Source organism: Mesorhizobium sp. CA4, from assembly GCF_020165075.1.
Taxonomy (GTDB): Bacteria; Pseudomonadota; Alphaproteobacteria; order Rhizobiales; family Rhizobiaceae; genus Mesorhizobium.
In genome coordinates this window covers 1-25,166 of sequence record NZ_JAIUHK010000035.1, presented here as the reverse complement: position 1 = coordinate 25,166, position 25,166 = coordinate 1, and the positions used below count along the sequence as shown (strand labels likewise).

At 63.1% G+C, this 25,166-nt stretch carries 27 protein-coding genes; 11 read left to right on the top strand and 16 right to left on the bottom strand.

Features of this window, described 5'->3' with window-relative positions; genetic code table 11:
- Window positions 1-10 precede the first annotated feature (10 nt).
- From LB528_RS24220 to LB528_RS24190, 7 genes are all read right to left on the bottom strand, one after another.
- Entirely contained in the window at window positions 11-1,789 is a 1,779-nt protein-coding gene (locus tag LB528_RS24220; RefSeq protein ID WP_224716590.1) for an ABC transporter ATP-binding protein, read from the bottom strand.
- Window positions 1,786-2,805: a glycosyltransferase family 2 protein gene (locus tag LB528_RS24215; protein WP_224716588.1), complete on the bottom strand. Its 1,020-nt coding sequence runs from the start codon at window positions 2,803-2,805 to the stop codon at window positions 1,786-1,788. The genes LB528_RS24220 and LB528_RS24215 overlap by 4 nt, the downstream gene beginning before the upstream one ends.
- Window positions 2,802-3,908 carry a glycosyltransferase family 2 protein gene (locus LB528_RS24210; protein WP_224716587.1) on the bottom strand — a complete coding sequence of 369 codons (1,107 nt, stop codon included), beginning with the start codon at window positions 3,906-3,908 and terminating at the stop codon, window positions 2,802-2,804. Before LB528_RS24210 ends, LB528_RS24215 begins: the two co-directional genes overlap by 4 nt.
- On the bottom strand, window positions 3,905-5,065 hold the full coding sequence (locus LB528_RS24205; RefSeq protein ID WP_224716627.1) for an acyltransferase family protein: 1,161 nt from the start codon (window positions 5,063-5,065) through the stop codon (window positions 3,905-3,907). The genes LB528_RS24210 and LB528_RS24205 overlap by 4 nt, the downstream gene beginning before the upstream one ends.
- A 376-nt stretch (window positions 5,066-5,441) precedes the next feature.
- A complete protein-coding gene (locus LB528_RS24200) occupies window positions 5,442-6,257 on the bottom strand; it encodes an oxidoreductase (protein ID WP_224716586.1) in 816 nt (271 codons plus the stop codon).
- Window positions 6,258-6,313: 56 nt separating this feature from the next.
- Window positions 6,314-7,612, bottom strand: a complete 1,299-nt coding sequence (gene fabF, locus LB528_RS24195; RefSeq protein WP_224716585.1) for a beta-ketoacyl-ACP synthase II — start codon at window positions 7,610-7,612, stop codon at window positions 6,314-6,316.
- Between the two features lie 39 nt (window positions 7,613-7,651).
- Window positions 7,652-8,230 (bottom strand): TetR/AcrR family transcriptional regulator, encoded by a 579-nt coding sequence (locus LB528_RS24190; protein ID WP_224512586.1) that lies wholly within the window; start codon window positions 8,228-8,230, stop codon window positions 7,652-7,654.
- 85 nt (window positions 8,231-8,315) lie between these two features.
- On the opposite strand from LB528_RS24190, the gene LB528_RS24185 reads away from it, so the two are divergent.
- The 3 genes from LB528_RS24185 to LB528_RS24175 are packed head-to-tail and all read left to right on the top strand — an operon-like array spanning window position 8,316 to window position 13,318.
- Entirely contained in the window at window positions 8,316-9,440 is a 1,125-nt protein-coding gene (locus tag LB528_RS24185) for an efflux RND transporter periplasmic adaptor subunit (RefSeq protein ID WP_224716584.1), read from the top strand.
- Window positions 9,441-9,442: 2 nt separating this feature from the next.
- Window positions 9,443-12,559: an efflux RND transporter permease subunit gene (locus LB528_RS24180; protein WP_224716583.1), complete on the top strand. Its 3,117-nt coding sequence runs from the start codon at window positions 9,443-9,445 to the stop codon at window positions 12,557-12,559.
- Between the two features lie 3 nt (window positions 12,560-12,562).
- Window positions 12,563-13,318, top strand: coding sequence for a TetR family transcriptional regulator (locus LB528_RS24175; protein WP_318012348.1), 756 nt, complete (start codon window positions 12,563-12,565; stop codon window positions 13,316-13,318).
- A gap of 326 nt (window positions 13,319-13,644) precedes the next feature.
- On the opposite strand, the gene LB528_RS24170 is transcribed toward LB528_RS24175, so the two are convergent.
- From LB528_RS24170 to LB528_RS24140, 7 genes are all read right to left on the bottom strand, one after another.
- Window positions 13,645-14,418 (bottom strand): NYN domain-containing protein, encoded by a 774-nt coding sequence (locus LB528_RS24170; RefSeq protein WP_224716625.1) that lies wholly within the window; start codon window positions 14,416-14,418, stop codon window positions 13,645-13,647.
- Window positions 14,419-14,611: 193 nt separating this feature from the next.
- On the bottom strand, window positions 14,612-14,767 hold the full coding sequence (locus LB528_RS24165; protein WP_224512577.1) for a hypothetical protein: 156 nt from the start codon (window positions 14,765-14,767) through the stop codon (window positions 14,612-14,614).
- Between the two features lie 145 nt (window positions 14,768-14,912).
- The gene (locus LB528_RS24160) at window positions 14,913-15,164 is read right to left on the bottom strand and encodes a DUF982 domain-containing protein (protein WP_224716582.1); all 252 of its coding nucleotides are present in this window, start codon (window positions 15,162-15,164) and stop codon (window positions 14,913-14,915) included.
- Between the two features lie 83 nt (window positions 15,165-15,247).
- Complete coding sequence (locus LB528_RS24155) at window positions 15,248-15,523, bottom strand: DUF1488 domain-containing protein (protein ID WP_224716581.1); 276 nt, start codon at window positions 15,521-15,523, stop codon at window positions 15,248-15,250.
- A complete protein-coding gene (locus LB528_RS24150) occupies window positions 15,520-15,846 on the bottom strand; it encodes a hypothetical protein (RefSeq protein ID WP_224716580.1) in 327 nt (108 codons plus the stop codon). The genes LB528_RS24155 and LB528_RS24150 overlap by 4 nt, the downstream gene beginning before the upstream one ends.
- Window positions 15,843-16,085, bottom strand: coding sequence for a hypothetical protein (locus LB528_RS24145; RefSeq protein WP_224512574.1), 243 nt, complete (start codon window positions 16,083-16,085; stop codon window positions 15,843-15,845). The genes LB528_RS24150 and LB528_RS24145 overlap by 4 nt, the downstream gene beginning before the upstream one ends.
- Window positions 16,086-16,176: 91 nt before the next feature.
- Window positions 16,177-16,536, bottom strand: coding sequence for a hypothetical protein (locus LB528_RS24140; RefSeq protein WP_224512573.1), 360 nt, complete (start codon window positions 16,534-16,536; stop codon window positions 16,177-16,179).
- A 546-nt stretch (window positions 16,537-17,082) separates the two neighbouring features.
- On the opposite strand from LB528_RS24140, the gene LB528_RS24135 reads away from it, so the two are divergent.
- A complete protein-coding gene (locus LB528_RS24135) occupies window positions 17,083-17,265 on the top strand; it encodes a hypothetical protein (protein ID WP_224716579.1) in 183 nt (60 codons plus the stop codon).
- A gap of 432 nt (window positions 17,266-17,697) precedes the next feature.
- Here the strand turns inward: LB528_RS24135 and LB528_RS24130 are convergent, their stop codons facing one another.
- Entirely contained in the window at window positions 17,698-17,949 is a 252-nt protein-coding gene (locus LB528_RS24130) for a DUF2188 domain-containing protein (RefSeq protein ID WP_224716578.1), read from the bottom strand.
- A 151-nt stretch (window positions 17,950-18,100) separates the two neighbouring features.
- Window positions 18,101-18,256 carry a hypothetical protein gene (locus LB528_RS24125; RefSeq protein ID WP_224512567.1) on the bottom strand — a complete coding sequence of 52 codons (156 nt, stop codon included), beginning with the start codon at window positions 18,254-18,256 and terminating at the stop codon, window positions 18,101-18,103.
- A gap of 372 nt (window positions 18,257-18,628) precedes the next feature.
- Here LB528_RS24125 and rpsF point away from each other — a divergent pair, with 372 nt between their 5' ends.
- The 7 genes from rpsF (at window position 18,629) to LB528_RS24090 (ending at window position 24,898) form a co-directional block, all read left to right on the top strand.
- Window positions 18,629-19,123 (top strand): 30S ribosomal protein S6, encoded by a 495-nt coding sequence (gene rpsF, locus LB528_RS24120; protein WP_224512564.1) that lies wholly within the window; start codon window positions 18,629-18,631, stop codon window positions 19,121-19,123.
- Window positions 19,123-19,371 (top strand): 30S ribosomal protein S18, encoded by a 249-nt coding sequence (rpsR, locus tag LB528_RS24115; protein WP_006203718.1) that lies wholly within the window; start codon window positions 19,123-19,125, stop codon window positions 19,369-19,371. Before rpsF ends, rpsR begins: the two co-directional genes overlap by 1 nt.
- A gap of 215 nt (window positions 19,372-19,586) precedes the next feature.
- A complete protein-coding gene (gene rplI / locus LB528_RS24110) occupies window positions 19,587-20,171 on the top strand; it encodes a 50S ribosomal protein L9 (protein ID WP_224512562.1) in 585 nt (194 codons plus the stop codon).
- 308 nt (window positions 20,172-20,479) lie between these two features.
- A complete protein-coding gene (locus tag LB528_RS24105) occupies window positions 20,480-21,766 on the top strand; it encodes an SAM-dependent methyltransferase (RefSeq protein WP_224716577.1) in 1,287 nt (428 codons plus the stop codon).
- 153 nt (window positions 21,767-21,919) lie between these two features.
- Window positions 21,920-22,243: a YnfA family protein gene (locus LB528_RS24100; protein ID WP_224716576.1), complete on the top strand. Its 324-nt coding sequence runs from the start codon at window positions 21,920-21,922 to the stop codon at window positions 22,241-22,243.
- Window position 22,244: 1 nt separating this feature from the next.
- A complete protein-coding gene (locus LB528_RS24095) occupies window positions 22,245-23,210 on the top strand; it encodes a small ribosomal subunit Rsm22 family protein (protein WP_224716575.1) in 966 nt (321 codons plus the stop codon).
- 197 nt (window positions 23,211-23,407) lie between these two features.
- Complete coding sequence (locus LB528_RS24090; RefSeq protein ID WP_224512555.1) at window positions 23,408-24,898, top strand: replicative DNA helicase; 1,491 nt, start codon at window positions 23,408-23,410, stop codon at window positions 24,896-24,898.
- The last annotated feature ends 268 nt before the right edge of the window (window positions 24,899-25,166 follow it).

The window sequence follows — 25,166 nt, the reverse complement described above, 5'->3', positions numbered from 1 at the left end:
CGCTCGCTCCTCACTCCGGCCGATACAATTCATCCATGCTGAGCGTCGCCATCTCGGCAAACGGCGCTTGCTTCTTCACCCGGCCGTGCTCCAGGATCACCAGGTCGTCGCAGAAGGAGATCGTCGAGTGATGATGGCTGATGACGATCGTGGTGCGACGGCCGGCGCGCGATTTCAGCGTCTCGACGATCGCGGCTTCCGAAAGCCCGTCCACCGCGTTGGTGGCCTCATCGAGAATCAATATATCGGGATCGCGCACAAGGGCGCGGGCGAGCGCGATGCGCTGTCTTTGCCCAGCCGACAGGTTGACGCCGCGATAGCCGACGACGGTCTGGTAGCCTTGCGGCAGTGTTTCGATAAAGCCATGCGCCTCGGCAAGCTCGGCCGCGCGGCGGGCCTCTTCGGCGCTCGCCGTGTCCTTGCCGTAGGTGATGTTGGCGAGGATGGTGCCGTCGACCAGTTCCAGCTCCTGGCTGGCGAGCGCAATGTTGCGGCGCCAGTCGGCCGGATCGATCTCGCTGAGCGGCACGCCCCCGACGAGGATCCTGCCCCCATCCGGCTCGACGAAGCGGCAGAGCAGGTTGACGATCGTCGTCTTGCCGGCGCCGGACCGGCCGATCAGCGCCGTCGAGCGGCCGCTCACAATGTCGAAGCTCGCAGCGTGCAGCACCGCCGCGCGCTGCTCCTCATTGGCATAGCTGAAGCTCACGCGCTCGAAAGCGATTCTGTCGTTCAATCCCGCGAACGGCCGGCTGCCCTGAGGCGGTGCCGGCTTGCCTTCGGGGTCGAGCAGCCAGGTCACCTCCTCCAGCGAGCCGGAAAGCCCCTGCAGCTGGCTCCATGTCATCTGCAGCGTCCTGACATGCGGCTGCAGGCGGTAGAGCAGGATGAGGAAGGCAGCGACCAGCGGGAAGCTCAAGCCGGCAAACCAGGCGCCGATCACCACCGCCAGGAACAGCATGGCGTGCAGCACCTCGGTCAGCGGCGCCAGCGCCCCCTGGCGGCTGGAGAGCAGGAAGGCCGCCCGCCGCACCCCGTCCGATGCCTTTTCGAACGCCGCCTTCTCGCGCGCCTCCTGGCCGAAGATGCGGATCAGGCGGCCGGCATGCACCAGATGCAGCATCTGCGAGGCTAAAGCGCTATTGCGTGCCGAAACGCTGCGGCTCGGCGCTCTCAGGCGTGCCGACAACCCCATATGCGCCGCTTGCACCAGCGCCAGCCCGAGCATCACCAGAAGCGTCATCTGCCAGGAGAGCAGGAGAAGGAAGGCGAGCAGGATGATGGCCGCGGAGATGCTGACGATGCCGCCCAGCACCCCCTGGATGGCATCCGAGGCGCGCCAGGATTCGTTGGAGATGATGTTGAGCAGCCGCCCGGGACTCTGTTTCAGAAAGAAGGGATAGCCGACGTCGAGAAGACGCTCGGCCAGCGCACCGCGTATCGACTGGCTGGCTTTGCCGTAGATATGGGCGGTCAGAACCGAATTGGCGAAGGCGAGCAGGTTCTTGAGCAGGATCGAGCCGAGGATCGCGGCCGAGATCGCGATCAGCCGCTCGCGCTCGCCGAGCCCTGCGCCGACCTTCTGCAACAGCGCGGAAAGGCCGGCCATGCCGGTCGCCTCGCTATGCCCCATGATGACGCCGAGCAGCGGGATGATGAGCCCGATACCCAACCCTTCGAGCGCGGCACCGGCTAGCCCGAGCGAGACGACGACGGGCACCAGGCCGAGCTGACGCCGCCCGAGCGCGCGCTGCACTATCGACCAGGCAGGGGATTTGGATCCGGTCATCGCGCACTGGCCTCAGCGCTGGCCTCGATGGTTTCCTGAACGCGTTGCGCTTGCCGATTTGGACGTCCGGCAAGCACGAGCAGCGCAAACTTGGCCGCGCCCGCTAGATTCATCAGCACGATCGGCCAATGCGACAGCCTGAGCTCCCGGTCGAAACACGGCCCACCGATGAGCTCCCGCATGGCCGCCCGCATCGCCCAGTAGAAGTGGCGGAGCAGGAACGGCGCGCGGCGCATATGCTTCAGGCAAAGCGCGCCGTTGCCGAAATGATAATCGCGATGCAGCCGGTCGACCGCCTTGCGGCCACGCCTGCCGTGGTGGTGGAAGATCGTCATATCGGGCACGTATTCCACCGCCATGCCGGCCAGCATGGCGCGCACCAGGTAGTCCGTGTCCTCGGCCGAACGCAGCGACCCGCCGGCGCCGAAGCGTTCGTCGAAGGGACCGATCAAGGCGGCAACATCGCGATGCATGGTCATGTTGCAGCCGAGCACGAAGCCGCCGGGGTGGACGGCGCGCGTCAGCCGCTCATGCTTGTCGCAGCGCTTGATGGTAAAGGGCAGGTCGCGCTCGTCGCCGATCTCGACGCGGCCGCCTCGGATCAGCCATTTCTCGCCGCTCGCATAATGCCGCTCAAGGTCGACCAGGTAGTTGCGGTCGAGCCTGCAGTCGTCGTCGACGAAGACCAGCACGCGCCCGCGCGCCCGCGCCAGCCCGGCATTGCGCGCGGCGGCCAGTCCCGCGCGCGGCTCAGAGATCGCCGTCACCGCAATGTCGGACATCGTGGTTGCCGAAGCAAGATATTCGGCCGTGCCGTCGCGCGAGCCGTTATCCACCACCACCAGCTCGGCGGCGAAAGCCGGATGCGCCGCGCAGGCGACGCGGATCGAGTCGATACAGGCTTCGAGCACCGCGGCGCGGTCGCGCGTGCAGACGATGAAGGAAACCTGCGGCCGCTTCCCGACAGGCGACGGCCGAGCGAGGTGCCGCAGCAGGGGATGGCGCTCGGCGTTCATGCCACCCCCATCCGATAAGGCGCAAGCACCGATGCCGCCGGCGCCGATTTCAATCGGTAGGCCATCCAGTCCGCGCGGCGGGCCGCCCATATCGAGGCTTGGCTCAGCCAAGGCGCCCAGGCACCCGGGCTGAGCGCATATTTCTCCCGGCGGCGGATAACGTTCCACTTCGCCGTCAGGGTCAAGAGCTCGTGCGTCAGCGCCGGCCGCTGCTGGTCGTTGACGAGCTGGTATAGGAAATAAAACAGGTTCAGCGCGCCGGCCTCGAAGCTCGGCCGTGACGCAGCCGGTAACTCGGCGATCCGCTCCTCCAGGCCGCGGATGAAGGCGGCTGCGCGGCGCACGTTGTCGAACGAAACATCGTCGCCGATGGCGCATAGGTCGACGCTGTCCTGTACCAGTCCCTCTGCCTCGAGATTTTCACCGACAATGCGAAGATGCGTGCGCCGCATCTCGCTGGCGTGCCGGCTAGTCACGCTGCCGGGATGCAAGCGATAGACGAGCAGGCTTTCAGACATCATTGCCGCCGGATAGCGACCGGCGAGCCGCCTGAAGAGGTCGAAATCCTCGGCGTGCCGGTAAGAGCAGTTATAATTGAGGTCGGATTCGTCGACGACCCGGCGGTTATAAACCACCGTCGGGTGCATGAAGATCGTGAAAAATTTCGACAGCACAGGCAGCCCGAGCCGGAAAACCGGGTCAAGCTGGCCCCGGGCGATGCGGCCGTGCTGCAGCATGTCGACCACCGAGCCGCAGAAGCCGAGCTCGGGTCGCGCGGCAAACAGCGCGGCCTGCCGCGACAGCCGCCATGGGTAGGCGAAGTCGTCGGCATCCATGCGCGCAATAAGCTCGCCGCGGGCCACCGCCAGCCCCTCGTTGAGGCTGGCGACGAGCCCGCGATTTGCGCGCGAAATAACGGATACGCGGCGGTCGGCGCGGCGGTAGCGCTCAAGGATTTCCAGCGACCGGTCGGTGGAGCCGTCATCGATGGCGATGACTTCGAGCCGGTCGTAGTCTTGCCGCAGAATGGAGTCGACGGCGGCGGCGACGTAGGGTTCGGCGTTGTACACCGGCAGCAATACGGAGATGAGCGGGCGCGTCATGGATAGCTCCGGTCCGTCGGCCGCAGATCGACGGCTGCTTGTGCGCGGGGATAAGTAGCTCCAAACCCCTGGGCTTCGCTCGGCGTGCGTGCGCGCGACCGCGCCACATAAGGGAAATGGCGCTTGAGGCCGTTGACGGGTTTTTCAAAAAGCACCCATGACAACGAGGCGGCAAGCAGCGTGGCGGCGCCGGCGACGAGGAAGCGCCCAGGTCCCTGTTCCGAGACATTGAGCGGGATCCATGGCTGCGCCTTGACGACATAGGCGAGCAGGATCGGGTGGTAGAGATAGACGCCGTAGCTGATGCGGCCGAGCGCCAGCAGCGGCGGCAGCTCGGCCAGCCTGCCGATCCTGCCGTCAAGGCCGCTTGAGCAGGCGGCGACGATCGCCACCAGCGGCACCAGCGGCAGCACCTGCACCAAAAGCCAGCGCGGCCATTCCCATGCCGAGTCCGCCGGCCCGGGATCGGACCCGACGACGAGGAGGAAAACTGCCGCGAAGGCCGGCCAGCCGCGCCGCACCCAACCCGGCACATCCGCGCCCCTGGCGCGGCGGACGGCGAGCAGCGCACCGCAGGCGAGCGCGTCCATCGAGGCCGGCGGCAAGAGGTCCCGGGCCAAGGCCGGGTTGGCAGCGATCGGCCAGTAGAAGCGGTAGGCGAGCGAGAAGGCGATGACGCAGATCGTGATAGCCTCGATGCGCCTGCGCGGCGCCAGAAGCACAATCAGCGGCCAGGCGAGGTAGAACTGCTCCTCGATGCTGAGGCTCCAGAAATGGCAGAGCAGCCAGGGTGTCCATTCGTTGCGATGCGCGTACCAGAAGTTCGAGAGATAAAGCGCATGCCAGGCGAGCGACGATCCGGCCTGTTCCAGATCGGTGAACCAGACAAAGGCCAGCACAGCGAAATAGGGCGGAAATATCCGGATCGCGCGCCTGGCATAAAAGGAGTATAGCGCCGGCCCGGCCGCGAATTGGGCGGCGTCGCGCGCCTCCAGCAAAAGCCTGGTGATCAGGAAACCGGAAAGCGTGAAGAACAGCCGTACCCCGAGGTGACCGAGGAAGGACGTGCCGCCGGGCGCAAGGAAATGCGCGTAAAGAACGAGCGTGACGGCAAAAGCCCGCAGCGTGTCAAGCTGAAGGTCACGACCACCGGCCATCATTTACAGCCGCCAGCGCTGACAACGTGACCCGGGCCGCCGACCGCAATATCCGTGCTGGTCAACGGAAAACGCAAGCCTGCCGACTCCTAAGCTATATTCGCATACGCTAAATAACTGCAGACAACATGGTGCAGTGCAACACAGAATAGGTAACCGGTTGAACCGAAATGTGATGTCTCGTGCCAGAAAATGCCCTGCCCGTGCCACTATTCCGCCCATTTTGGCGGAGCGCATTCACCGATCAAGGCGATGCGTCAGGCTCGACAAGCGGCTGGAGACCCTGGCTGGTGGCAGCCCCTCTTGGGCGGCGCCGACTGTGATTGTCTTTAATTTGCCCCGTTGCAATGTCGATAACCGATGATCTCCATTCAGTTCAGGCCGGCAGCCCGAGCTGCTTTCGCAGGCTCTTGTCGAATGCGGATGCGGGGACGAAACGGCGCAGGACACTGACCCGGCGCGCCATCTTTCCGGCCGCATAGCGCCGCTTCGGAGTTGGATCAGTCGCAGCCGCCAGAACGGTGTCGGCCACCACTTCGGGCGCATCGCCTTTGTCCATCGCCTTGCGCACTGCTACTGTCATGCCGGCGCGCGCGGCGTCATAGATCTCGAGCAACCGGTTCGGCTTGGCGAGGTTGTCTTCGAACGAAGTCCGGGTGTAGGCGGGCTCGACCAGCGCGACGCGAATTCCGAACGGCCGCAGCTCGTGGTCAAGCGATTCGGAATAGCCCTCGACGGCGTGTTTGGTCGCCGAATAAAGCGCGAAATAAGGCGCCGGGATGAACCCCTGCACCGAGCTCAAATTGACGATCCTGCCCTTTCCTTGACGTCGCATGATCGGCAGCACCGCGTTGATCATCCGGATGACACCGAAGACGTTCACGTCGAACAGAGCCTGGGCCTGTGCAGTCGAGGATTCCTCCGCGCCGCCGAGCAGACCCATGCCGGCATTGTTGACGAGCAGATCGATGCGCCCGGCATCGGCCAGCACCTCGTCGACCAGCTTCGCCACGGACGCGTCATCGGTGACGTCGCAGGCCAGCATGGTAATGCCGTCGGTTTTCTTGGAGACTGCGCGACGGCTGGTTCCGAAGACGCGAAAGCCCGCCTTCTGCAGGGCCTTGGCCGTCACCTGCCCGATTCCGCTGGATGCCCCTGTGACGATGGCGACGCCAGGATTGGTCCTAGTCATGGAGATCACTTTCTTTGGGTTGAACTCGAAAAGCAGGAAAGGCCGAAGCAAAAGCGTCAGTCACGAGCGGCTCGACCGTTCACGCCATGTCCGTCCCAGCGCCGGAACAGCGCGCTGGCGTTGACGCCGCCGAAGCCGAAGCCGTTGGCGATCGCGTATTCCATCTCCATCGGCCGGGCCTGGTTTGCGACCAAGTCTATTCCGTCGCCGGCCGGATCGGGGGCGCTCAGGTTGAGGGTCGGCGGCGCCACCTGATCCCTGAGCGCCAGGATCGTGAAGATCGCGCCAAGCCCGCCGGCAGCCCCGAGCAGGTGTCCGGTCGCCGATTTGGTTCCGCTGACCGCTATGGAGAAATTCGTGCCGAAGACGCTTTTGATCGCCTCGATTTCTCCCAGGTCGCCCACCGGCGTGGAGGTCGCGTGAGCGTTGAGATGGCGGATCTCGCGCGGTGAGATGCCGGCCTGTGCAATCGCGATCTCCATGGCACGGCGCGCGCCGTCCCCGTCTTCGGGGCCGGAAGTGACGTGATGCGCATCCGCCGTCGTGCCGTAGCCGACGACCTCGGCGAGCGGTTGTGCGCCGCGCGCCAGCGCATGGCTCAATTCCTCGATGACAAGGATACCCGCGCCTTCGCCCATGACGAAGCCGTCCCGCGAGACGTCGAACGGACGGGAGGCCTGCTCGGGACGATGGTTGAATGACGTCGAAAGCGAGCGCGCCGCCGCGAAGCCGCCCAGACTGACGACATTCATGCAGGCTTCGGTGCCGCCGCATACGGCGATGTCGGCTTCATTGGCCCGGATGATACGTGCCGCATCGCCGATCGCCTGGATGCCGGCGGCGCACGCCGTTACCGGCGCGCCGATGTGGCCCTTGAAGCCGTAACGGATCGTGATGTGGCCCGCGGCGAGGTTCACCAGGAACGACGGCACCGTGAACGGCGAAAGACGCCGAACGCCGCGCTGATCGACGGTCCGCACCGCCTCGGTTATGGCGGGGAACCCTCCGATGCCTGAAGCAATGATGGTCGCGGTGCGAAGCCGATCCTTTTCCGAGACCGGCTTCCACCCCGCCTGGGCCAGCGCTTCTTCCGCCGCCGCCAGCGCGAAAAGGATGAAGCGGTCGATTTTGCGCTGGTCCTTCGGCGCCAGGAAGGCATTCACATCGAGACCGGCTTCGGGATCCTCCTCCAGGGAAAGAACCGTTCCGCCGATCTTTGTCGGCAGGGTTTCGACCATTTCGTCGGGAAGCCCGCGGATGCCCGAGCGGCCGGCCAGGAGACGCGACCACGACGTCTCGACATCTGCGGCAAGGGGCGTGACCGCGCCCATGCCAGTGACAACAATCCGTCGCATCTATTCTCCTATCGATCTGAGTCGCCAGCCCTGCGCCGTTCAAACGGTGACGGTGGCGCGAACCTGTTCGGTCGCCGCATCCAAGAAGGCCTGGGCTAGGTTGGGATCATTGACGACGCGCGAGAGGACCACCGCACCGACCATCGTCGAGAGGACAGCCATGGCTTTTTCATTGGCTTGCTCGCCGTCCGTCCTGGCAATCATCCTGCCGAGGACCTCAAGATATGCTTTGATCCCGGTTTCGAACGACGCTTTGACGTCGCTCCCCTGCCTGGCGGCGTCCGAGCCGAGCGCCGCGACCGGGCAGCCGTCCATCCTTTCTTCGCGATGGTCCATGCTGAGGTAGAACTCGATCACCGCCCCAAGCGGATCGCCAGGATTCGCTGCGGTCGCCGCCGTCCATCTATCGGCAGCGCTCTCCATCGCCCGCTTGGACGCCTGTGCGGCGAGATCCTCCTTCGACGCGAACTGTTTGTAGAAAGCGCCTTGGGTCAGCCCGGCGCCCTTCATCAGATCCTTGAGGCCGATGCCGTCGAAACCGTGCTCCCGAAAAAGGCGGCTGGCCACATCGATCACGGTTTGCCGGTTCTGCTCAGCCTGAATGCGGCTCACACGCATCGTCATCTCCTTTTTTAGATTGCATTCGTAATCCATATCCGATATAGAGTGTGAATGCAATCTATTTTTACTCGAGGCGATGGGCATGAAAAACAGACCGGCTATTATCGTGGGCGCGATCCTGATCGCGGGGTCAGGAGCGATCGCGGTATCAGGGGCGGCGGCATTCGGCACATTTGCCAGTTCCGCCCAGGAAGCCTCCGCAAGCGACCCGAGGCAGGAGCCGCCCGTCGTCAGGCTGGCGACGGTAGCGCCGGTGAGCGGTGCCGAACGCAGCTTCACGGGAATCATAGGCGTGAGGGTGGAGAGCAATCTCGGCTTCCGCGTCCCCGGTAAGATCGTTGAAAGGCTCGTTAATGTCGGCCAGCAGGTAAAGGCCGGTCAGCCGCTGATGCGGATCGACGACACCGACCTTCGCCTCGCGCTTACGGCAAAGCACAATGCCGTTATTGCCGCGCGTGCGATCGTCGTTCAGACGCAACCGGATGAACGGCGATACGCCAATCTGCTGAAAGATGGATGGGTTCCCCGGCAGCGCTACGAGCAGGCAAAGGCCGCGCTGGATACCGCCACGGCCGAACTTGCCGCCGCCGAGGCGGAAGCGAAGGTCGCGCAGAATGAGGCCACATACGCGGTCCTGCTGGCGGACGCCGACGGAACGGTGTTCGACACGCTTGGCGAGCCGGGCCAGGTCGTCTCCGCCGGCCAGACGGTGGTCCGGGTCGCCCAGGCCGGCCCACGCGAAGCGGTGGTCGCGCTTCCCGAAACGATCCGGCCGGCGATCGGCTCGTTGGCCGACGCCAGCGTATATGGGGGCGACGAGCAGCGCCATACGGCGCATCTGCGACAACTGTCCAACTCCGCCGATGCCCAGACCCGCACCTATGAGGCCCGCTATGTGCTTGACGGTGAGGCAGCGGCAGCGCCGCTTGGCGCGACTGTAACCATTCGGCTGGCAACGCAGGCGAGCGAGCCGGAAGTCCAGGTGCCGCTGGGAGCCGTGCTCGACGACGGCAAGAAGACCGGCGTTTGGGTTTTGGACAAGGCCGCCTCGACCGTGCATTTTCAACCCGTCAAGCTTATTCGCGTGACCGGCGAATCCGCCGTGATCTCCGGATTGAACCGCAGCGATCGGGTTGTTTCGCTCGGCGCTCATCTCCTGCAGGAAGGCGCCCGCGTCAGGACTGCGGCCGAAAGCGGGAGCAACTGATCATGAACCTCAGTCTTTCCGCCATCGCCGTCCGCGAACGCGCCGTCACCCTGTTCTTCATCCTCCTGCTGGTGGCCGCCGGGGCCTACGCCTTCGTCATGCTCGGGCGCGCGGAGGACCCCAACTTCACCATCAAGACCCTGACGGTCACCACGGCGTGGCCGGGCGCGACGGCGCGTGAGATGCAGGACCTCGTCGCCGAACCCTTGGAGAAGCGGCTTCAGGAGCTGACCTGGTACGACCGCGTGGAGACGACCACACGGCCGGGCTACGCGTATATGACTGTCACGCTGAAGGACAGCACACCGCCATCCGCCGTGCAGGAAGAGTTCTACCAAGCTCGCAAGAAGCTCGGGGATGAGGCGCGCAACCTGGCGCCCGGCGTCTACGGCCCCTTCGTCAACGATGAATATTCGGACGTCAGCTTCGCCCTGTACGCCCTTAAGGCGAAAGGTATGCCGATGCGCGAGCTGGCAAGGCAGGCCGAGACGATCCGCCAGGATCTCCTGCACGTGCCGGGTGTCAAGAAGATCAACATCCTGGGCGAACGTCCGGAGCAGATCTTCGTCGAGTTCTCCTATACCAAGCTGGCAACGCTCGGCGTGTCGGCACGGGATATCGTTGCGGCCTTGCAGCGGCAGAACACCGTTACGCCGTCGGGCTCGATCGACACTGAGGGGCCGCAGGTCTTCATCCGGGTCAACGGCGCGTATGACAGCGTCGAGGCGATCGCCGACACGCCGATCGTCGCAGCGGGGCGGACGCTGAAGCTTTCCGACATCGCCGAGGTCCGCCGCGGCTATGAGGATCCTGCCACCTATCTCATCCGCCGCCAGGGCGAGCCCACCATCATGCTCGCGGCGGTTATGCAGGAGGGCTGGGATGGTCGTGCGCTCGGCAAGGCGCTGGAGGACAGGACGGCCGACATCTTACGGACATTGCCGCTCGGGATGACGCTCGACAAGGTGTCAGACCAAGCCGTCAACATCAGTTCGGCGGTTGACGAATTCATGATGAAGTTCGCGATGGCGCTCGGCGTCGTACTGCTGATCAGCCTGCTCAGCATGGGCTGGCGCGTCGGCATCGTCGTGGCGGCCGCTGTCCCCCTGACGCTCGCCGCCGTGTTCCTCATCATGCTGGAGACCGGCCGGTTCTTCGACCGGATCACGCTCGGCGCCTTGATCCTGGCGCTCGGTCTCCTCGTGGACGATGCCATCATCGCCATCGAGGTGATGGTGGTGAAGATGGAAGAGGGCATGGACCGCATCAGAGCCGCGGCCTATGCGTGGAGCCATACCGCGGCACCGATGCTGTCGGGAACGCTGGTGACGATCGCCGGCTTCCTGCCGGTGGGCTTCGCCCGCTCGACGGCCGGCGAATACGCCGGCAACATCTTCTGGGTCGTGGGGTTCGCGCTCATCGTCTCCTGGATCGTCGCCGTGGTCTTCACGCCGTATCTCGGCGTCAAGATGCTGCCCGAGATCAAGCCGATCGAGGGCGGTCACCACGCGATCTACGACACGCCGAATTATCGGCGCCTGCGGCGGCTCATCACCTTTGCCGTGCGCCACAAGTTCGTGACCTCCGGTATCGTCGCTATCGCCTTCGCGCTTTCCGTTGCCGGCATGGGCGCCGTCAAGCAGCAGTTCTTTCCGACATCCGACCGCCCGGAAGTGCTTGTCGAGGTTCGCCTGCCGGAAGGCACCAGCATCGAGACGACGACCGCCACGGTCGAGAAGCTCGAGCACTGGCTTGACGGCCAGCCCGAGGCCAAGATCGTCACCAGCTATGTCGGTCAGGGCGCTCCGCGCTTCTTCTTCGCCATGGCGCCTGAGCTGCCCGATCCTGCCTTTGCCAAGATCGTCGTGCTGACCCCGAACGCCGAGGCGCGCGAGGCCTTGAAGGAGCGGCTCCGAAAGGCGGTGTCACAAGGGGTTGCACCCGAGGCTTACGTGCGCGTCACTCAGCTTGTCTTCGGACCGTACACGCCGTTCCCGGTCGAGTTCCGGGTCGTGGGACCTGACCCCGCAGAACTCTACAGCATCTCCGAGAAGGCTCTCGACATCATGCGAACCGTCCCGGATGTGCGGCAGGCCAGCCGCGACTGGGGCAATCGCACACCCGTGCTTCGCTTTGTCCCGGACCAGGATCGTCTGAACCTCATCGGTCTATCGCCGGCCGAGGCTGCGCAGCAGCTGCAATTCCTCCTCACCGGCATTCCGGTCACGCAGGTCCGCGAGGACATCCGCAACGTCCCGATCGTGGCGCGCAGCGCCGGCGGCGAGCGGCTGGATCCATCGCGCCTGGCGGATTTCTCGTTGATGAGCCGGGAGGGCCGGCAGATTCCGCTCGACCAGATCGGCCATTCGGAGGTCCGTCTGGAAGAGCCGATCCTGAAGCGCCGCGATCGCACGCCGGTCATCACGATCCGCTCCGACATCAACGAAGCGACCCAGCCTCCGGAGGTCTCGAAGCAGATCATGAAAGCCCTTCAGCCGTTGATCGCATCCCTTCCTGCCGGTTATCGCATCGAAATGGGCGGATCGATCGAGGAGGCGGAGAAGGCCAACACCGCGTTGGGCAAAATCTTCCCGGCTATGATCGCCGCCATGCTGATCGTCATCATGCTGCAGGTGCGATCCTTCTCGACGATGTTCATGGTCGTGCTGACGGCCCCGCTTGGTCTCGTCGGCGTCGTGCCCATGCTGCTTACCTTCAACCAGCCCTTCGGCTTCAACGCCATTCTGGGCTTAATAGGACTGGCCGGCATCCTGATGCGCAACACGTTGATCCTGACCGAACAGATCAAGGAAAACCAAGCTGCCGGCCTGGATGACTATCACGCCGTCATCGAAGCCACGGTGCAGCGCGCGAGGCCTGTGATCCTGACCGCGCTTGCAGCGGTGCTGGCCTTCATACCCCTCACGCACTCCGTCTTCTGGGGATCGATGGCGTATACGCTGATCGGCGGCACGGCGGTCGGCACGGTGCTGATACTGCTCTTCCTTCCAGCGCTCTATACCGCGTGGTTCCGGATCAAGCCGGTGGCGGATGCGATCCCTGAGGATTTGACGCATGAACCGGAACCGGAACTGCGGCTGGCAACGGCTGCGGAATAGGGATTGCCGGAAGACGCGTCAAGGATCCCGCCCGCAGGATCTGCCTTGCGGGCGGGACGAGTTTACGCGTTTGCAGACAACCGCCCGCACGAGCCCCGCATGTCCGATCGATCAGTTCCGGAGACACCGATGAACCACCCGATCGGAATGCGAACTGATCTCGAGGAAGTGCGCGCTCGCATTCTGGAGGTGGCGGAGGAGCACTTTCGCCGCATCGGTTACCACAAGACATCGATGGCCGACATCGCCTCCGAACTCGGCATGAGCCGGGCGAATGTCTACCGTTTCTTTCGCTCCAGGGACGCGATCACCGGTTTCATCTGCAAGCGGATTCTGAACGAGGTTGCCGACATCGCCTTTGCGATCGCACGCACGAACGCCACGGCCTCGGAGAAACTAAGTCGGCTTTTGATCGCAGTTCACCACCATGGCAAGGCGACACTGATCGAGCAGAAGCATATGCACGACATGATTGTCGCCGTGATGGAGGAGAACTGGGCGATCATCAAAGCTCATATCGAGTGGATGGTGACGACGTTCGAGGCGATCATTCGCGAGGGCGTCGAGGCGGGCGAACTCGAGGTCGGCGACCCCGCAGAGGCGGCGCGTGCCGTCAAGACGGCGTTCATACCGTTCTTCCACCCGCTTCTGATCGAGCACTGCATTCAACACGGCGAAGACACCGAAGCGAGCCTGCGCGAGCAGATACGCTTCATTCTGAAAGCACTCGGCAGTCGGACTGAGCCACGTGTCCAATGATTGCAGCCTGCCGCTGCCGGCCGGCGCAGGACCACAATGCGGTTGTTACTATGCGCGACCGCCGGCTGGTCATGGGGTCGGCGAGCGCGACGAGATTTTGTGAGGCATGAGCCAACCGGGCCTCGGGCGGTCAAGCTTCGGAGGTTGGCACCGAGGCGTTCATGGCCCGCGGATCTGGCTCACCCGAAGGCAAGGCCCTGACCGATCCGCTCAACCAGTTGCGCACCGAACAGGCAGTTGCACCGAACAGGACCGGGAGATGGAAAAGCTCGGCGATCGATAGATGGCCAACCTGCGAACACGTCGGCATATCTGCGCCGCACCGGTCAGGTCTTTCGCCTGCCCCTTCGCGCGGCCTCCGGTTTGATCGCGGCTTCCGGTTTTATTCTGATGCGCAACGTCCCGCCCTCGGGACGGTCGATTTCGAACGCGTTGGTCTTGCGGACGAGATCGCTCAGCTTGCGAAAGCCGAAGGTACGCGGATCGAAGTCGGAAGCCAAATTGGCGAGCTGTGTCCCGACCGCACCGAGCGGTACCCAGCCGTCTTCGCTTTCCATCTGCGCGATGATTTTGCGGATGATCGGCACGGCCGCTGACGGCGGCTGCAACGGCTTCATGCTCGATACCGCTTCAGGCTCGTTCGCGGGGGCAGACGGCAGCAGGTTCTCGGTATAGACAAATCGCCGGCATGCCTGGCGGAAACTCTCGGGTGTCTTGTGTTCGCCGAAGCCGAACACGTCGATGCCCTGTTCACGAATGCGGGCCGCCAGCCGGGTGAAATCGCTGTCAGAGGAAACCAAGCAGAAGCCATCGAACCGGCCGCTATGGAGCAGATCCATCGCGTCGATGACGAGCGTGATGTCCGAGGCGTTCTTGCCTGTCGTGTAGGCAAACTGCTGCTGGGGTATGATTGCGTGCTTCGAAAGAACGTCGGCCCAGGCTTTCGAGCGCGAGCTGGAAAAATCGCCATAGATGCGACGCACGCTGGCCTCGCCGATCTTGGCGATCTCCTCGAACAGCCCATCGGCAATCTTGGCCGAGGCATTGTCGGCATCGATCAGAACGGCAAGGCGCGGCGACCGAGGTTCGGATGGCGTCATAGGGCTTTCCTTAGCGCTGTTCATGCCACCTGAAGTTCTTGCTTTCAATGTCAATGATCTCGCCGCAGTTCGCGCATTCCATCTGGGTGTGAGTACGAATCCAGCCGACAAGCGTCTTTGCCTGATGGCGGCAACGGGGGCATTCCACGTCGATTTCGAAGTTGTCCGTCTCGCGCTCTGTCATCGCCATGCCTCAGCTTTCGTCAGCGGCGGGCTCTCGCGCTTCCTTCTGCTCTATGGATGAAGGTTTCTCCTTCGCAGCTTTCCCGGCAAGCTTGGCTTCTTTCTTGGCCGCCTTGGCCTTGTCTCGTTGGCTCCGCTCGTATCGATAGTTCGGCTTCATCGCCATTCGAAATCTCCGTATGCAGGATTGGAGTATGCAGGATTGGAGTATGCAGGATTGGGCAAGTTTTAAGCAAACACCGCCGCGGTTTTCCATGGCTGTTGCAAACCGAAAGCGCGCAGATCAGACCGCGCGCTTTCCGTCACCGAGCTCAGTAAATCTCAACGGCGCGGTCGTAGCTGATCCCCGCACTCTTAAGCGCGGCAAGGAAAGCGACACTCGCGTCATCGGCAGCACCATCTTCGGCGCAGCGCTTCATCGCGTCAGTCCAAGCCAGGCTGTCGTTTCCAGGCCAATGGTCAAACAGGAAATCCGAAGCCTGTGCGACGGACTCAATGAGAGTGAAACCGATAGGGCCAGCGATGTAGACAACCACAGGAGCCCGGAATTTTTTGTGAACCATCGTGCACCCTACGCCCGACGGCGCCGAAAGACGAGCGCGGCAGCAACATTATTCAGCCAGCCTTGATCGCATTGCGGATGCCGCTACCGGAAATCAGCGGCGGTCAAAGTGTAGGAGTCGCGGCGGTTGCGGACATAAACCTTGCCGGCCACGTCTTGGATGGTGGCCCGCAAGGCGTCGAATGCCGTAAGACAGGCCGTCTCGGTGCTTACTTTTCCGCCTGGGACAACGCCGGATTTGGCCAACGCCTCTGCCTCGATAAAGAAACGGATCCGAAACATGCCGTCATGGCCGATGAAGCAGACGGCATTGCGCGCTTCGTCGAAGCTGCGACTGGGATTGGGGAAAGCTAGGGTCATGACTGGTCTCCCGATAATTCAGGAACGCCAACAAGAGCTGGCCGCGCGGCGATCCTCCCCTTGCGGCGTTCGCTGGTGCGAAGGTTGAGGGACAGCATATTGTTCGTCGCTTCCGAACGGCTGAGCCCGATCATAGAGGTACCGTTCACATGCGCAGGAATCCCCGTGAAGACATGATAGACGGTCCAGGAACGATCGGCTTCCACGCGGCGGCCATATTGGTGGTCTCTAAACTCGCATGCCTGAGCGCCGCTTGCATTTTGCTCGTCCGGACGAGCCCAGATGCTGCGGGCGACATCGGTGGGCTGGTTGCCGGCGTTCATGATGTCGGCCCTTTGTCCATGCCCGCCTGCGCGGCAATGACGCCGGAATAGATCGTCGCGCCGTCGGTGTCGGCAATCGCGACGGCATCTGGCCATTGCGGCATGTTCAGCGTCCTTGCCAGAAGCCGCGCGATCTCGATTGCCGCTTCCAGATCGACCGCTTCCACAGTCTCACGGCCGACGACGGCATGAGCGTCGTCCGCGGCGCGGACGCGATAGAATTCAATCACGACTTTCATCCGAGCCCGTCGCGCACAAACATCCCGCCGTCAGCCTTGCTCTTTCCTTGAGCGGACCCCGCCGGCGCCTTTGATTTGAACGAACGCGCTCTCAGGTTTGGCCGGTGTCTTTTCCTGCTTCGGCTTTCTGATCTCGCCGTTCGAGCGCTTCTGTCCCTTGGCCATGTCCGAATGTCCTTTCGATGAGCATCATGCCGTCCTCTGGCACGTCGCCGGCCGTTTCCAGCCGGTCCTCCGTCACGACCCGCTCATGCGGCTCGCTTTCGTTGCGGACGCGGTATTGCGGCGAGTTTCCCCTCGGCGGCAGGGTTCCGGTGACGCGGTAGACTTCACCCGTCTTCGGACCGACGCCGAGGCCGCCCTTCAGCCGGACCGCCTGTCCGATGTCGAAAAGGCGCGCCGGCGCGCCATGCTGGATCGGGCGTGTGTTGCGTTGCAGAAGCGTGGTCATGGTTGTCTCCGTCCCTCGACGAGCCGCAGCGCCGGAAGCGGCGCATGCATTTCATTATCGAAAATTCGGAAGGCGGATGGCGAGGCTTTATCGTAACGAAAGCCACCTCGACCAAATCAACGAATTTAATATATGCGCTCCAAGGGCACCGCGGGCAAGACCGCGACAGCGTTTATTTTCATCGGATAAATAAAAGTCTAAACACAGATTTCAAAAACACCAAAAATCGGCTGCTTTTTGCGAGATTTTTTTCGCGTCTCGCAATTTATCTTCGTCGATAATTTTGCGGGTCCGGTAAATAATTTCGGCGCTCCTGGCTATCGCACGGCAAGCCGTCTATAAAAGGATATGCACACTCGTTCAGCCCCAAGCAAGAAGTCGCCCTTAAAACTCGGCCGCCCGACAGCCGCGCCAAGCCCGGCATCGAGGACATCCGGCGATCGCGGCAAGGCCGATACTGCGGTTTAGCGCTCCTGGCCCGATCATGTGCGGCATTGTCTGGATAACTGCGGTCCCGGCATCCATTTCACTGAAGGGAGAATACCCATGAGAACCATGAAAACACCGGATACCCCACGTGTCCTGATCGCTGTGGTGACCAAGTCATCCAAGATCATGTCGGCGCGGCTGACCATCAGAACCGACGAAGCAGCAAGGCGCAGGATCGCCGACACAGACGGAACTCTAAGGCGGGCACGTGAAGTCGCGGAACGCAACCGCCTGCTTTGAATCGATTGGCGCCATGAGCGCCTACGCAGCCTCCGTTCCGCAACCGGGCGAAGCACGTCGACAGCCGAGGCAGAGACCTCGCTCCATTCCGCTCGAGAGACAGGGCGATCAATGCGTCCGGATCACAACCTGTTGTCCACCCAAGGTGACCAGCATCTGCTCGGCGCCCTTCGAACAAGAGCGCGACAGTACAGAGGCGGATCGCTCAAATCAGGTGAGGAATTGGTTCAGTTGACCCTGCGGACTGCGATCGAAGAATATGGTTGCCGACCTCCAGACATGAGCCTCCACGATTGGCTACTAAGTATCATGCGGCGGTATTTGCACTGACCGAAGGCGCCCGCGCTGGTCTGGTCTATAATGGTCGCCGCCTCAAAGGCGAGGCATAGGCTCATTTCCCGCCGGCGATCGAGTGAGAGCTTGAACGTCCGTTCATCCCCCGGACCATTCCGTGCGCCACTTGCCGTCTATCCCCTGAACGAGGACCTCAGCTTCGAAGCCGTGTAACGCAGTTTCGTTTGCAGCCTTGATCGCGGCCATGACTGCATCTGCGTTCGACTTATAGACATATTCCTTACCGTCGTAGCCAATCTTCCAGCAATGAGCGTCCTTAAATATATAGTATCTCGCTCCTGCCATGCTGGCCGCCTCTTCAATGCCGAAGAATAAAAATTGGATGGACAACCGCGGTTGCAGCACCGTTGTGGAACTGCCTTGAAATAAAGTCCCGGACATCCGGCCGTTAGCAAGGCTGTCCTTGCTGCGTCACGCCGGAGCACTGTGCGCCTTTCCCTCTCGATTAGCTAGTCGCATAATGCTGGACGATGGCTCCCCCTCAGTTGGTGAGCTGCAGCCTGGAAAATTTGTTGGCGATCGTCTGGAACACGTTGGGGAGCTTGGCCGGATCCTCGACGTAGTAATAGTCGCTCGGGTCCGAAGCGCAGGCGCTGTAGAGTGAGCGGTTGGCCGCAGTGTCTGCCTGCAGCACCATGGTGTAGATCTGGACGCCCTGGTTCTTCAGCTGGGTGCAGACATCCTTCGTCCGTCGACATTGTGCGCCGCCGTTTTCCGAAGCTGCGACACATTGGAGTCTCGCCCGGCACCCTGCCGGCCTTGTCTTCCTGGCAAATTGCTATATAGACGCGCTCAATCTGCCGGTCCTTGCTGGGGGCTGAACGGAGGGCCGTGGTCATCAAAGACCCCGACACGAAGCCAGAAGCGCTTCCTGCCTCCCGTGTCTCCGCTCTCGACCGTCTCGTGATGCTCCTTTCTTCCCCACGCCTTGGCGACCGGGTCAGACAAGTTGCAGAGGCTTAGCCGCGAGGGCCGGTGTGAGAGAAACGAAGAAAGGCAGAAAAACATAATGGCTCTTTACGAACATGTGTTTCTTGCCCGGCAGGACCTGTCGCAGCAGCAGGTTGACGCGCTTGTCGAACAGTACAAGGGCGTCATCACCGCGAATGGCGGCTCGGTCGGCCGGATCGAGAACTGGGGACTGAAGTCCCTCACCTACCGGGTCAAGAAGAACCGGAAGGCTTACTACACGCTGATGGACATCACCTGCCCGCCGGCCGCGCTCAACGAAATGGAGCGCCAGATGGGCCTGTCGGAAGACGTCCTTCGCTTTTTGACCATCAAGGTCGAGGCGCATGAGGAAGGCGCTTCGGCGATGATGCAGAAGCGCGAAGAGCGCTCCGAGCGCGGCGGCTTCGGCGACCGCGATCGTGGCGATCGCGGCCCGCGTTCCTTCGGCGATCGCGACCGCGGTGACCGCGGCCCGCGTTCGTTCGGCGACCGTGACGGCGGCGACCGTGGCCCGCGCCGTCCGCGCGAAGGCGTTGAAGGAGGTGCAGAATAATGGTCGACATCAACCAGATCCCGACCCGGCGTCCGTTCCATCGCCGCCGCAAGACCTGCCCGTTCTCCGGCGCCAATGCTCCGAAGATCGACTACAAGGACGTGCGTCTCCTGCAGCGCTACATCTCCGAGCGCGGCAAGATCGTGCCCTCGCGCATCACCGCCGTCAGCCAGAAGAAGCAGCGCGAGCTCGCCAAGGCGATCAAGCGCGCCCGCTTCCTCGGCCTGCTGCCCTACGTGGTTCGCTGATTTCTCGAGCGGGCGGCTCCCCGCCCGCTCTTTTCACCGACGTGACGGGCGCGTCGGGTTGAGCATCAAATCCCGAGTTGGGGCCAGTCGGCCTCTAACTGCCCAGACAGGCAGGACAGCGACAAGAGCGGCGACGCCGCACCAAGCTTCCTGACCTGTTCCAATTCAATCAATGTCGATCGAAGGATCGGCGGCACTGACAAAGGAACGAAACCATGGAAGTCATTCTCCTCGAGCGCATTTCCCGCCTCGGTCAGATGGGCGAGACCGTAAAGGTCAAGGACGGGTTCGCCCGCAATTTCCTGCTCCCCCAGGGCAAGGCGCTGCGCGCCAACGAAGCCAACAAGAAGAAGTTCGAAGGCCAGCGGGCCCAGCTCGAAGCCCGCAACCTCGAGCGCAAGTCGGAAGCCGCAAAGATCGCCGAGACGCTCGACGGCAAGAGCTTCATCGTCGTGCGTTCGGCCGGCGAGACCGGCCAACTTTATGGCTCGGTGTCGACCCGCGACATCGCCGATCTGCTCACCGCCGAAGGCTTCACCGTCAACCGCAACCAGATCGAGCTCAACCAGCCGATCAAGACCATCGGCCTCTCCAATGTGGCGATCGCGCTGCATCCGGAAGTCGAGGTCACCGTGACGCTCAACGTCGCCCGTTCGGCCGACGAGGCGGAGCGCCAGGCCAAGGGCGAGACGCTGACCACCGCCGAAGCCATTTATGGCGAGGATATCAACGACAACGCCCGGCCGGAGAATTTCTTCGACCCGAACGCCGAGTTCGAAGGCGGCGAAGAGAACACCTGATCTCTGGGGCCTGATCTCTGGGGCCTGATCTCTTAGCCTGATCTCTTAGCCTGATCTCCGGGCCTGATCTCCGGGCCTGATCGGCACAGTTTCCGAGGCATCACTTCGGCTCGCACATGTCCAGGATTTCTGGACCAACGCCCGGGTCTCCGACCCGGGCTTTTTTGTGCCAAAAGGAACTTTTCGCCACCCTATATCTTGTGCACATTACAGCGTGGCGCGTCGATTGGACGCGGGCGATGCGCCGTGCGGTTCGATTTGGCATCCAGTCCGGTTACCGGGTGGTCCGACTGAGGGGACATTTGGTCATGAATATCCTGTTGAAACACGTTCTCGAGCGCCTGGTGCGCGCCGGCGACCTCAAGGTGACCGGACCGAAAGGCACGACGCACAAGTTCGGCGACGGCAGCGGCGAGCCGGTGCATATCCATATCAAGACCACGCATGCCGAGCGCGCCATCACCTTCGACCCGATGCTGGCGGTGCCCGAAGCCTATATGGACGGCGAGCTGGACGTGCTCGAGGGCGGCGTTCTCGGGCTGATGCGCATCGCGTTCCAGAACATGGGATCGAGCGGCATCGACGTCACCTGGTCGAAGGCGATCGAGGGCCTGCGCCACGCCTTCCGCCGGCTGCAGCAGATCAACACCGCGTCGCGCTCGCGCCGCAATGTCGAGCGCCACTACGACCTGTCCGGCGAGCTCTACAAGCTCTTCCTCGACGAGGACATGCAGTATTCCTGCGCCTATTTCGAACAGCCGGACATGACGCTGGACGAAGCGCAACTGGCCAAGAAGCGCCACATCGCCGCCAAGCTCAGGCTCAAGGCCGGCCAGACGGTGCTCGACATCGGCTCCGGCTGGGGCGGCCTCGGCCTCTATCTCGCCAAAGCCTTCGACGTCGACGTGCAGGGCGTGACGCTGTCGACCGAGCAGCAGGGCGTCTCCACCGACCGCGCGCATGCGCAAGGCTTGCAGGACCGCGTGCATTTCGATCTCAAGGACTATCGCCACATCAACGAGCGCTTCGACCGCATCGTCTCGGTCGGCATGTTCGAGCATGTCGGGGTCAACCACTACCGCACCTTCTTCGACAAGGCTGCGACGCTTCTGAAGCCCGACGGCGTGATGCTGCTCCACACCATCGGCCGCTCCGGCGTGCCGTGGGCGACCAGCGCCTTCATCCGCAAGTACATCTTCCCGGGCGGCTACGTCCCGGCAATGTCGGAGGTGCTGCCGGCGATCGAGAAGTCCGGCCTGGTCGTCACCGACATCGAGATCCTGCGTCTGCACTACGCCGAGACGCTCAAGCATTGGGGGGCCCGTTTCGCCGCCAATCGCGACAAGGCGAAGGCGATCTATGACGAGCGCTTCTGCCGAATGTGGGAGTTCTATCTTGCCGCCTCCGAGGCCGCCTTCCGCTGGCAGGACCTGGTGATCTTCCAGTTCCAGATCGCCAAGAAGAACGACACGCTGCCGATGACGCGCGACTATATGGCCAAATGCGAGAAGGCGCTGGAGCTGCGCGATATCGCGCACAAGGAGCCGGCGGCGCCTGCGCCCGCCAAGCCGACACGCCGCAAGAAGGTGGAATAGGCGATTTAGACCTAAGCCTTGGCAAAGGTCGTCTGTCGGCGGCAGAGCCGGTTTTTGAGCGCTAGCGCCGCCCTTCGGGAATTTCCCTCAGCCCCCGCCAGCCGATGATGACTTGCTATCGGCGTGGCAGCCTGTGACAAGTTCGACCTTGTCATGACCTACCTCATCTACACCACAGCTGCCCTTGCCGAGATCGCCGGCTGTTTCTCGTTCTGGGCGTGGTGGCGGCTGGAAAAGTCGCCGCTCTGGCTTCTTCCCGGACTCGCCTCGCTGGCGCTCTTCGCCTTGCTGCTGTCGCTGGTCGAGACGGACGCGGCGGGCCGCGCGGACGCTGCCTATGGCGGCATCTACATCGTGGCCTCGCTCGGCTGGCTGTGGCTGGTCGAGGGCGCGCGCCCCGACCGTTGGGACCTGGCGGGCGCGGCGCTCTGCATCGTCGGCGCCTCCGTCATCCTGCTTGCACCAAGGGGAGCCTGAGGTGGAATTGCCCGCCCTGCTCCGACAAGGCATCGACAGCCTCCTGGAGAAGGTGCCATTGCCGGCGCTGAAACAAGCGGCGCGGACGCTCTCGGAACGCTACCGCGCCGAGCTGCGCGACGGCCGCTTGCATATGGGCGAGGAGATGGCCGTCAAGGCCTATCTGGCGACGCGGCTGCCCGCCACCTATGCCGCTGTACGCGCTGGCCTCGATGCGCTGGCCCATGCGCTACCGGATTTCCACCCGAAGACCTTGCTCGACATCGGCGCCGGGCCTGGCACCATGCTGTGGGCCACCTCAGATGCCTGGCCAGAGTTGGAACAGGCGGTTCTGGTCGAAGCAAGCGCGGCGGTACGCAAGGTCGGGCAATCGCTTGCGGCCGGCACGATCGCCGCCCGCGCCGAATGGGTCGCCGGCGACGCCACCATCGATCTCGACGACATCAAGCCCGCCGACCTTGTCAGCATCGCCTATGTGCTCGATGAGGTCGCGCCGGCTTCGCTGCCGAAGCTCGTCGGTCGCCTCTGGCAGCTCACCGCCGACACCCTGCTTATCGTCGAGCCCGGCACGCCCGCCGGCTGGCAGCGCATCCTTGCCGCCCGGCAACAATTGATCGAAGCCGGCGCGCATATCCTGGCGCCTTGCCCGCACGCGACGCCCTGCCCGCTCAAGCCGCCAGACTGGTGCCATTTTTCGCGCCGCGTCGCCCGCTCACGCTTGCATCGCCTGGTCAAGGAAGCCGACGTGCCATGGGAGGACGAGAAATTCATTCACCTTGCCGCCTCCCGGCAGCCAGCGCCGGCGCTCCCGGCACGGGTGCTTGCGCCGCCGAAAGGCGGCTCCGGCAAGGTGGTTCTGAAACTCTGCCAGCCGGACGGAAGCGCCGGCGAGCGACTGTTCAGCAAGCGCGACGGGGACGTTTTCAGGGCCGCGCGGCGGGCGGACTGGGGCGATACGCTGGGATAGGAATTTTCTTGTTTTGTTCTCGTTCGAAGCGCTATCTTCAGCCTCTTCGATTCGAGTCAATGACAATTCTTTCCACGTGAAAATTTTGCTGTGAATCGCGAGTATCAAAGTCAGTCGGAATCTTACTGTTGCAGAAAGGTCAGCACCCTTTCTTTCCGTTCTGATATCGAGGAGGCGGGATCGAAATCGGGGAAATCATGGCAGAGGCGGCACTGAAATTCGGCGCGGCGGAAACGCCGCTTTATCGCGAGGCACCGAACAACATCGAGGCCGAGCAGGCGCTGCTTGGCGCCATCCTCGTCAACAACGACGCCTTCTACCGCGTTTCCGATTTCCTCAAGCCGGGACATTTCTACGAGCCGCTGCACCGCCGGATCTTCGAGGTCGCGGCCGAACTCATCCGCATGGGCAAGATCGCGACGCCGATTACGCTCAAGACCTTCCTGCCGGCCGACGAGAAGGTCGGCGACATGACGGTGGCACAGTATGTCGTGCGCCTCGCCGTCGAAGCGGTCACCGTCGTCAACGCCACCGACTATGGCCGGGCGATCTACGACCTCGCGACGCGCCGGGCGCTGATCACCGTCGGCGAGGACATGGTCAACATCGCCTATGACGCGCCGGTCGACATGTCGCCCTCCGACCAGATCGAGGATGCCGAACGGCGGCTGTTCGAGCTTGCCGAAACCGGCCGCTACGATGGCGGCTTCGAAAGCTTCAACGATGCGGTGAAAACCGCTGTCGACATGGCCAACGCCGCCTATATGCGTGACGGCCACCTGTCAGGCATCGCCACCGGGCTGCGCGACCTCGATCGCCGCATGGGCGGCCTGCAGCCCTCCGACCTGATCGTGCTCGCCGGGCGCCCGGGCATGGGCAAGACCTCCTTGGCCACCAACATCGCCTTCAACATCGCCGAGGCCTATGTTCCGGCGCAGCAGGCCGACGGCAGCTTCAAGGCCGCCAATGGCGGCGTCGTCGGCTTCTTCTCGCTCGAAATGTCGTCGGAGCAGCTCGCCACCCGCATCATCTCCGAGCAGACCGAGATTTCTTCGTCGAAGATCCGCCGCGGCGAGATCACCGAGATGGATTTCGAAAAACTCGTCGCCTGCTCGCAGACGATGCAGAAGATCCCGCTGTTCATCGACCAGACCGGCGGCATCTCGATCGCGCAGCTCTCCGCCCGCGCGCGCCGGCTGAAGCGCCAGCGCGGCCTCGACCTCATCGTCATCGACTATATCCAGCTGATGCAGGGATCCTCCGCCCGCGCCTCGCAGAACCGCGTGCAGGAAATCACCGAGATCACCACGGGTTTGAAAGCTCTGGCCAAGGAGCTCGGCGTGCCGATCATCGCGCTGTCGCAGCTGTCGCGTCAGGTCGAAAGCCGCGACGACAAGCGCCCGCAGCTCTCGGACTTGCGCGAATCCGGCTCCATCGAGCAGGACGCCGACGTGGTGCTGTTCGTCTATCGCGAGGAGTATTACCTCAAGAACCGCGAGCCGAAGCTCGGCACCGAGGAATACGTCAAGTGGGAAAACGAGATGAACGAGGCGCGCGGCAAGGCCGAGGTGATCGTCGCCAAGCAGCGCCACGGACCAACTGGCTCCGTCAGCCTGGCCTTCCATGGTGAGTTCACACGGTTCTCGGATTTGGCCGAGGAGCATCATTTGCCAGAGAGGTTTGAGTAGCTCTTGGCAAAGGCCTCATTCCTTCACCCCCCTCTCTGTCCTGCCGGACATCTCCCCCTCAAGGGGGGAGATTGGATGTCGCGTCGGCTTTCGCCAATCACCGACGCGGCAAGATGGGCGCCGTCGGCAAAACTGCTGATCTCCCCCCTAGAGGGGGAGATGTCCGGCAGGACAGAGGGGGGCGCTGTCCCGCCGGCCTATCCAATGTCGGGCCGCGCCTAATGGCCAAATCGCGCGTTCAGTTCATCTGCCAGAATTGCGGCTCGGT